The organism is Actinomycetota bacterium (genome assembly GCA_036280995.1).
Lineage (GTDB): Bacteria > Actinomycetota > CALGFH01 > CALGFH01 > CALGFH01 > CALGFH01.
Genome location: DASUPQ010000003.1, coordinates 1 through 8590, shown reverse-complemented (window position 1 = coordinate 8590; position 8590 = coordinate 1). Strand labels below are relative to the sequence as shown.

Annotated in this window: 8 protein-coding genes; 5 read left to right on the top strand and 3 right to left on the bottom strand. The window is 75.7% G+C overall.

The genetic code is table 11. From position 1 onward, the window contains the following. Positions 1 to 1519 (bottom strand): RIO1 family regulatory kinase/ATPase (locus VF468_00105; protein ID HEX5876728.1); only part of this gene is annotated, 1519 nt, incomplete at its 3' end. Positions 1520 to 1658: 139 nt separating this feature from the next. Here VF468_00105 and VF468_00100 point away from each other — a divergent pair. Further along, positions 1659 to 2552, top strand: coding sequence for an ABC transporter substrate-binding protein (locus VF468_00100; GenBank protein HEX5876727.1), 894 nt, complete (start codon positions 1659 to 1661; stop codon positions 2550 to 2552). Position 2553: 1 nt separating this feature from the next. Here the strand turns inward: VF468_00100 and mtnA are convergent, their stop codons facing one another. Beyond that, complete coding sequence (gene mtnA / locus VF468_00095; GenBank protein ID HEX5876726.1) at positions 2554 to 3618, bottom strand: S-methyl-5-thioribose-1-phosphate isomerase; 1065 nt, start codon at positions 3616 to 3618, stop codon at positions 2554 to 2556. 96 nt (positions 3619 to 3714) lie between these two features. On the opposite strand from mtnA, the gene VF468_00090 reads away from it, so the two are divergent. The 3 genes from VF468_00090 to VF468_00080 are packed head-to-tail and all read left to right on the top strand — an operon-like array spanning position 3715 to position 6764. Then, positions 3715 to 4839 carry a hypothetical protein gene (locus VF468_00090; protein ID HEX5876725.1) on the top strand — a complete coding sequence of 375 codons (1125 nt, stop codon included), beginning with the start codon at positions 3715 to 3717 and terminating at the stop codon, positions 4837 to 4839. 51 nt (positions 4840 to 4890) lie between these two features. Next, the gene (locus tag VF468_00085) at positions 4891 to 6093 is read left to right on the top strand and encodes a histidine kinase (GenBank protein HEX5876724.1); all 1203 of its coding nucleotides are present in this window, start codon (positions 4891 to 4893) and stop codon (positions 6091 to 6093) included. Next, positions 6090 to 6764 (top strand): response regulator transcription factor, encoded by a 675-nt coding sequence (locus VF468_00080; protein ID HEX5876723.1) that lies wholly within the window; start codon positions 6090 to 6092, stop codon positions 6762 to 6764. The genes VF468_00085 and VF468_00080 overlap by 4 nt, the downstream gene beginning before the upstream one ends. A 56-nt stretch (positions 6765 to 6820) precedes the next feature. Here the strand turns inward: VF468_00080 and VF468_00075 are convergent, their stop codons facing one another. Next, entirely contained in the window at positions 6821 to 7630 is an 810-nt protein-coding gene (locus VF468_00075; protein HEX5876722.1) for an enoyl-CoA hydratase/isomerase family protein, read from the bottom strand. Positions 7631 to 8215: 585 nt separating this feature from the next. On the opposite strand from VF468_00075, the gene VF468_00070 reads away from it, so the two are divergent. After that, on the top strand, positions 8216 to 8590 hold a 375-nt coding region (locus VF468_00070), incomplete at its 3' end, for a TIGR04222 domain-containing membrane protein (protein HEX5876721.1).

Here is an 8590-nt window from a genome sequence, read left to right as displayed (position 1 = left end):
GCAGCTGGGAGGGCATGGTGATCCCGCTGGTGGCGGCGAAGGCCTCAGCGATCTCGTCGTCGTTGAACACCAGCCGAGCCCGCCGGTAGACCAGCTCAGGACTGGACCGGGTGGCCAGGACCAACAACATGTTGGCCAGATCGACCGCCTGCCGCCAAGGGCTGGGCCGGACCTCGGCAAAGAACACATCGATCAGATGGACCCGGCCGTCGCGGACCAGCAGGTTGGCCGGCTTGATGTCACGATGGGCCAGGCCGGCGTCCCACAGCCGGCGGATGATCCGCAGCCCATCATCGATGATCCCCTCATCGACCTCGGCCAGGTCACCAAGCTCCTTGGCATCGGCGAAGAACTCGGTCACGACCAGGTACTCCCGCTCGGGCGTGATCTCCACGATCCCGAAGGGCTCGGGACTACGCACCCCAGCCCCATGCATCAGCCGCAGGGCATAGTCCTCCTGCTGGACCAGCCGGCGCACGGTGTTGAACGGCTTCTCGTCCTCCAGCCGCCCATACAGCAAGGTCCGGCCCAGCTTGTACCAGCGGTCCGAACGCAGATGGCTGCCGGCGTACAGCTTGGCGAACAGCCAGGTCTCCGGATCGCCCTTGATCTTGACCCGCAGCGGGGTCGAGCCGGCCGACCCCGACAGCCCGAACGGCTTGATCTCGGCCACCTGGACACCCAGCTGGTCCTCCAGGGCCTGGTGGATGGCCTGGCCACGGCGGCCACCGACATCCAGATGGGCCGTCTGGCCCCGATGGTAGGTGACCGGGAACACCTCGTTGGGGGTGATCATACGGAACGCGACCAGGGGCACGGTGACCCCCAGGACGACGGCGATGAGCACGTCACTGGGCGAGTTCACGGCCAGGTAGATCAGCGCCACCGACAGCCCCGCAACCAGCGCGGCCACGCCCAGCTTGCCCAGCTGGCGCAGCCGCCCGGCCGGGGCCAGCGAGTACAGCATGCCCATCAGCAGCGCGGTCAGGGCGGCGACCGGGCGCGAGGGGTTGGCGTAGCCGCTCCAGTCGCCGAGGATCTCGACGCCGAGCGGGCGCGGCCACACGTACAGGAAGGAGAACAGGCCGGTCAGGGCGGTCACGGCCAGGGTGGCGCCGAGGAACACGAACAGGTGCCGGAAGCGGCGCAGGACGATCAGGGCCGCCACCGTCGACCAGAACAGGACCCGGCTGGTCCAGCGCGAGCCGAGCGCGTGCAGGGCCATCATGACGTCGGTGACCACTTCGGTGCGCATCCCGGCGAACCATGCGACCACGGCGTGGTCGAGCTCCAGGAGGCGCACGGCCGTCCGCTCGTTGGCGACCACCCCGGCCCACAGCACGAGCACGGCGCCGGCGCCGGTCAGCCACAGCCGCCCGCTGCGGTTCAGGGTCCGCGGCAGCGGCGGGGCCTCGCCCGAGGGTCGCCGGCGCCGCCCAGCGCGCGACACCCGCTGGGGCCGGCTGGGCACCGCCGGCTCGCCAACGCCCAGGGGCGGCCGCCTCGCCGTCGGTTCCATGCACAGGAGGGTAACCTGAGAGAACACCCTGCAACAGGAGAGGGGAATGGCCTGCGGCCGGCGACGGCGTGGAGTCGGCCTCCGGCCGACGGCCAACAGACCCCGACCGGCGAGCTCGCCGGTCGGGCTGGTCGGGCTCGTGGTCCTCGTCCTGCTGATCGCCGGCTGCGACCGGGCGCCGGACCCACCGCCGCCGGAGGACCCACGGCGGCCTGTCATCCAGCTCGCCTCCTTCGACTTCCCCGAGAGCGAGCTCCTCGGCGAGCTGTACGGCCAGGCCCTGCGCCAGCAGGGCTTCCCGGTCGAGCTGGTGGTGCAGCTGGGCGCCCGCGAGGTGGTCGCGCCCGCCCTCCAGCAGGGCAAGGTCGACATGGTGCCCGAGTACCTGGGGTCGGCCCTGAACTTCCTCAACGACCGCGACCGGGTGGCCACCGCCGACCCCGGCCTGACCCACGCCCGCCTGGAGCAGGTGTTCGGGCCCCGCGGGGTCAGCGTGCTCGCCTACGCCCCGGCCGAGGACCGCAACGGGTTCGTGGTCACCGGCGACCTGGCCCGCCGGCACGGCCTGGAGAAGCTCAGCGACCTGGCCCCGCTGGCCAGCCGGCTCGTGTTCGGCGGGCCGCCCGAGTGCCCGCAGCGCCCCCTCTGCCTCAAGGGCCTCCAGGACCTCTACAAGCTCCACTTCGCCCGCTTCGAGGCGATGGCGTCGCGGCCGACCACGGCGCTGGCCCTGGACACGGGCGAGATCGACGTCGGCATGCTCGACACCACCAACCCCAACCTGGCCAAGATCGGCAGCGACCTGGTCCAGCTGGAGGACGACAAGCAGCTCCAGCCGGCCGACAACGTGGTCCCGGTGATCCGGCGCGAGGTGGTCGACGCCTACGGCCCGTCGATGGTGCGGCTGATCAACGCCGTCAGCGCCCAGCTCACCACGGCCGAGCTGACCAGGCTCAACCTCGAGGTCGCCGACGGCCGGCCGCCCGCCGACGCCGCCTCGGGCTGGCTGCGGGCCAACACCATCATCGGCTAGCTCACCGGCCGGCCAGGGCGGCCGCGATCGACGCCCCGAACGGCGGCCGCAGCACCCCGGCGTCGGTGATGAAGGCGGTGACCAGGGCGGCCGGGGTGACGTCGAAGGCCGGGTTCCAGACGCCGGCCGCCTCGGGGGCGACCTGCCGGCCGGCCAGGGTGGCGACCTCGGCCGCCGGGCGCTGCTCGATCTCGATGGCGGCGCCGTCGGCGGCCCCGGGATCAAAGGACGACAGCGGCCCGACCACGTAGAAGGGGATGCGGTTGGCCCCGGCGAGCACGGCCAGGGCGTAGGTGCCGATCTTGTTGGCGGTGTCGCCGTTGGCGGCCACCCGGTCGCAGCCGACCAGCACGGCGTCGACCAGGCCGCCGGCCATGGCTGCGCCGGCGGCGGTGTCGGCCACCACGGTCACCGGGATGCCGGCGTTGACCAGCTCCCAGGCCGTGAGCCGGGCTCCCTGGAGCAGCGGGCGGGTCTCGGAGGCGAGGACCCGCACCGGCTCGCCCGCCGCCGCCTTGGCGTAGACGACCCCGAGAGCGGTGCCGACCCCGGCGGTGGCCAGACGCCCGGTGTTGCAGTGGGTGAGCAGCCGGTGGCGGCCGGCCAGCTCGGCCCGGCCGGCCTCGGCCATCCGCGCGCACGCGGCCCGGTCCTCGGAGAGCACGGCCATGGCCTCGGCCAGGGCGAGCCGGCGCAGCTCGGCCGCGTCGGCGGCCCCGGCGGCGGCGCCGGCCACCCGGCGGACGGCCCAGCGCAGGTTGACCGCGGTCGGGCGGGCCCCCTCCAGGGTGGCCGCCACCCGCTCCAGCTCGTCCCGGGCGGCGGCCAGCCCCTCCGGACCGGGCCGGGGCGGGCCGGCCTCGTCCAGGCCGAGCACCACCCCGAACGCGCCCGCCACCCCGATCGCCGGCGCCCCCCGGACGGCCAGGCGCCGCAGCGCGTCCACCACCTCGGCGACGGTCGTCAGCTCGAGGGTGGCCAGCCGCTCGGGGAGCCGCGTCTGGTCGACGATCTCCAGCCGGCCGTTCCGCCAGCCGACGGCGCTGCGCAGCAGGTCAAGGTCCATGCGGGGATGGTACCGGCCTGGTTCGCGCCGCTGCCCGCATGGTGGGATCATGCGTGCAACCGCCAGTTGCCGGGACTGGGGAGAGATAGGTTGACCATGCCCGTGCGGTCGAGCTGGGCCCGCCTGCTGCTTGCCGCCCTGGCCGTGCTCGCGGTGGCGTGCTCCGAGCAGGGCGCCACCCTGCCGGCCGCGCCCGGCACCACGGTGGCGGCCACCGCGGCCGGGGCCCTCCCCGACGGCTGCGCCGGCGCCACCCCCTCCCCCACCAACGCGCCGGTGGCCTTCGTGGCCGGGGGCCGGGCCTGGGTGGCCACCGCCGACGGCCGCCGCCTGTGGTGCCTGTTCGAGGTGCGCCGGCCGGGGCCGTTCCTGTGGGGGCCGCGGGGTGACCGGGTGGTGCTGGACGGGCTGGAGGTGCGCGGGGTCGGGGCGCCGGTGTGGCGGCCGCCCCGCGGCATCGAGACCGACTCCCTGGCCTGGCTGGGGGCCAACGGCAACGCGCTCGCCTTCGTCATGCCGGGCGGGCTCAACCTGGCCGCGGCCGCCCTCGGCTCGATCGACCTGCAGGAGCTGACCCCGCTGCGGGGCCCGACCTACCAGGCGGTGGCCGGCCACCCGTCCGGGGAGGCCCTGGCCTTCGTGATCCGGCGCGACGGCGCCTCCGAGATCTGGATGGCCAGCAACGCCGGCACGGGCGCGGTCAGGCTGGTCGGCCCCACCAAGGCCCGGCTGGGACCGCTGGCCTTCGCGGCCGGCGGCAAGGCCCTCTACTACGGCGCCCGGACCTCCGGCGGCCCGCGCCGGCTCGAGGTCTTCTCCTTGGCCGAGCGCCGCCGCCTGGACCCGGCCTGGACGGGCGACCGCAACATCCTGGCCATCGTCGGGCGGCGCGACCCGGCCGCCACCCAGCTCGCCGTCGACACCGGCAGCGGCTGCGGCGACCGCCGGGCCGACCTGTCGGGCCTCGACGGCGGCCCGGGGCGGCCGCTGCTGCCGTCGGCGTCCCGGCCCACCAGCGCCGTCGGCTGGCTCGACACCCGCCAGGTGCTGGTGGCCGAGGGCGGCTGCGACGAGCCGTTCGACCTCTGGCTGGTGGACGTGAACGGGGGCGAGCCCAGGCAGGTGGCCCGGGCGATCGACCGGGCGGCCCTGCGCTGGCCCGACCCCCGGCCCGTTCCCGCCCCCCCGGACCTGGCCGCGCTGGGCCGGGGCGGCTCGTAACTCCCCCTCTGGGGGGAGGCGGCCACCCCTCCGCTGGGGCATGCTGACGCCATGCTCGAGCACATCATGCGCTGGCTGCGGGCCCGCCCCCTGGTGGCCGACGGGCTCCTGGCCGGGCTGCTGACGGTGGTGTCGATGGTCGCGCTCGCCTTCACCTGGGACGAGTGCGACGCCGACTGCGACCCCGGGGGCCTGGCCGCCTGGCTGGTGCTGGCCACGACCGTGCCGCTGGTGTGGCGGCGGCGCCACCCGCTGGCCGTCAGTCTGGTCACCGGCATGGCCACCGCCGCCTACGGGTTCGCCCACTACCCCGACCTGGCCATGCCGATCGCCATCGGCGGGGTGGTCGGCATGTACTCGGTGGCCGCCTGGGGGAGCCGGCGAGCCGCCCTGCTCGCCGGCGGGGTGGCGGTCGTGGTCGTGGTGGTCGTGATGAGCCTGCCCAGGGCCGACGCCGACGTGGTCGACGCCGCCTTCGTCTCGCTCAGCCTGGCCGGCGCCTGGGTGCTCGGCGACCGGGCCCGGGTGCAGCGGGCGCTGGCCGCCGAGCTCCAGGAGCGGGCCGTGCGGCTGGAGCGGGAGCGGGCCGAGGAGGCCCGCCGGGCGGTGGCCACCGAGCGGGCCCGCATCGCCCGCGAGCTGCACGACGTGGTCGCCCACCACGTCAGCATGATGGTGGTGCAGGCCGAGGCCGGCCCGGTGGTGGTGGAGCGCGACCCGGCCCGGGCCGCCGGCGCGTTCGAGGCGATCGCCGCCACCGGCCGCCACGCCCTGGTCGAGATGCGCCGGCTCCTCGGGGTGCTGCGCGGCGACGGGGACGGCGACGCCGCGCCCAGCCTCGCCCCCCAGCCCGGCCTGGCCCAGGTGCCGTCCCTGGTCGAGCAGGTCGGGCGGGCCGGGCTCCGGGTCGAGCTGGTGGTCGAGGGCCCCGAGGCGCCGCTGCCGGCCGGGGTCGACCTGTCCGCCTACCGGATCGTCCAGGAGGCGTTGACCAACGCGTTGCGGCATGGGGGAGCCGGCCGGGCCCGGGTCGTCGTCCGTTACGGGGAGCACGACCTGGAGCTCCAGGTCACAGACGAAGGCCGGAGCAACGGGTCGCCGCCCGTGGGCCGGTCCCAGGGCGCGCAGGGCCGCGGCCTGCTGGGCATGAAGGAGCGGGCGGCGCTCTTCGGCGGCGAGCTGCACGCCGGCCCCGCGGGGGCCGGCGGCTTCACCGTGCTGGCGCGGCTCCCGATCGGGGATCCGGCCCCGTGACCGAGCCAACGAAGGTCCTGGTCGTGGACGACCAGGGGCTGGTCCGGGCCGGGTTCCGGATGATCCTGGAGGCCCAGCCGGACATCGAGGTGGTCGGGGAGGCCGCCGACGGCCTGGACGCGGTCGAGGCGGCCCGGCGGCTGCGGCCCGACGTGGTCCTGATGGACATCCGCATGCCCCGCCTGGACGGGCTGGAGGCGACCCGCCGCCTGGCCGGCCCGGGGACGGCCGACCCGGTCCGGGTGCTGATCCTGACCACCTTCGACCTGGACGAGTACGTGTTCGAGGCCCTGCGGGCCGGGGCCAGCGGGTTCCTGCTCAAGGACCTGCCCCGCGAGGACCTGGTGGCGGCCGTCCGGGTGGTCGCGGGGGGCGAGGCGCTGCTCGCCCCCCGCGTCACCCGCCGCCTGATCGAGGAGTTCGCCCGCCGGCCGGCCGGGGCCGACCCCGACCCGGCCGCCCTGGCCGCCCTGACCGCCCGCGAGCGGGAGGCCCTCGAGCTGATGGCCAGAGGGCTGTCCAACGCCGAGATGGCCACCTCGCTGTTCGTGAGCGAGCACACCGTCAAGACCCACGTCGGGAACGTGCTGGCCAAGCTGGGCCTGCGCGACCGCATCCAGGCCGTGATCCTCGCCTACGAGGTCGGCCTGGTGCAGCCGGGCCGGGGCTAGGTCCCCCCGCCGCCGCCGCCGGTGGTCAGCGAGGCGGCGTGGTGGTCGGCCGGGCCTTACTCGGAGGCCGGGCCGGTGAAGCGGGGCGGGCGCTTCTCCCGGAACGAGGCCACCCCCTCGCGCACGTCCGGGCCGCCGAAGCCCACGAACTCGAGGGCCAGGGAGGCGTCGAAGGTCGGCCCGGCCAGGCGCAGCCAGTTGTTGAGGGTGTATTTGGTCCAGCGGATGGCGCTCTGGGAGCCGCCGGCCAGCCGGACCGCCACCTCGAGGGCGACGTCGTGCAGCTCGGCGTCGTCTACGCAGCGCGACACCAGCCCGATCCGCTCGGCCTCCTCACCCGATACCGGCTCGCACAGCAGGAGGTGGTACTTGGCCTTGGCCATGCCGCAGAGCAGCGGCCAGACGATGGCGGCGTGGTCGCCGGCGGCCAGCCCGAGTCGGGTGTGGCCGTCGATGATCCGGGCCGAGCGGGCGGCGATCGACACGTCGGCCAGCAGGCCGATGACCAGCCCGGCCCCGACGGCCGGCCCGGCCATGGCCGAGACCACCGGCTTGGAGCAGTTGAGCAGGTTGTAGACCAGGTCGCGGGCCTCGCGGAGCACGCGCACCCGGAGCTCGAAGTCGTCGGCCATGTCGGCCACCAGGTCGAGGTCGCCGCCGGCCGAGAAGGCGTCCCCGGCCCCGCGGACGACCACGGCGCGCACCTCGGGGTCGCGGTCGATCTCGGTCCAGATGCCGGCCAGGTCGCGGTGCATCTGGGGGCCGGCCGCATTGAGGCGTCCGGGGGCGCGCATCACCACCCGCAGGACCCCGTCGGCGGGCCGTTCCGTCTCCAGGCTCGGGTAGGCGGCGTAGCGGTCGGGCATCGCTGCTCCTCGGGTCGTCGACATGCCGGCCAATGGTGGCAGGCTGGTGGCGTGAAGGGTGGGTTACCGGGCGGTAACAACTTGTCCGGGAGGCTGGGCGGCGGCCCCGGGCGGCCCGATACTCGCCGTGACGGCAACGGACACGCTGGCAGGGATGACCAGCGGAGCGGCCGGGAGGTCGCCAGATGGACACATGGGGCATCAGCGGTCCCCGGTTCCTGCTCCTGTACGTGGTCCTGCCCGCGGGCACGGTGCTGGTGGCGGTCGTGGCCGGGAGGCGGGCCCTGGCCGGGCCGGGCGAGGGGGCGGTCGCCCCGGCCCGCCTCGACCCGTACGGGGCCGCCTACCTCAACGGCGGCAGCGGGCTGGTCGCCACCACCGCCGTCTCCGGCCTGCTCCGGGGCGGCCGGCCGGCCACCGGCATCCGCCGCCGCGGCCAGGTCCGGCTGACCGCCCGGAACGCTCCGGAGGCCGGGGTCCACCCGGTCGAGTGGGCCACCTACGAGCTGGTCGCCGGCCAGCCGAGCCGGCCCCTCGGCGACGTGCGGGCCGCACTCGGGCGGTCGCCGGCGGTGGCCGCGGTCCGTGAGCGGCTGCGCCGCGGCGGCCTGGTGCCAACGCCCGAGCAGCGCAACCGCTACCGGGGCCACGGCCCTGTGGTTCGTGCCGCTGCTGGCCCTGGGCGTGGCCCGGGCGGCCGCCGGGTCGGCCAACGGCCGCCCGGTCGGGTTCCTGGTGGTCCTGCTGGCCGTCACCGTGGCCGTCGCGGCCGTGCTCTGCCTGCGGGTGCCCCACGCCACCGAGCTCGGCCGGCGCACCCTGCGGCGGCTGCGGGCCGAGACCCGGCGGCCGACCTTCGGCGCCTCCCCGGCCGAGCTGGGCATGGCCACGGCCCTGTTCGGGGTCGGCGTCCTGTGGTCGTCCGACGTCGAGACCGCCGCCGCCCAGCGGCTGCCGCGC

Coding starts and splice junctions, on each gene's coding strand:
- VF468_00085 (HEX5876724.1), top strand. CDS start 4,891: ATGCTCGAGCACATCATGCGCTGGCTGCGGGCCCGCCCCCTGGTGGCC.
- VF468_00090 (HEX5876725.1), top strand. CDS start 3,715: ATGCCCGTGCGGTCGAGCTGGGCCCGCCTGCTGCTTGCCGCCCTGGCC.
- mtnA (HEX5876726.1), bottom strand. CDS start 3,618: ATGGACCTTGACCTGCTGCGCAGCGCCGTCGGCTGGCGGAACGGCCGG.
- VF468_00075 (HEX5876722.1), bottom strand. CDS start 7,630: ATGCCCGACCGCTACGCCGCCTACCCGAGCCTGGAGACGGAACGGCCC.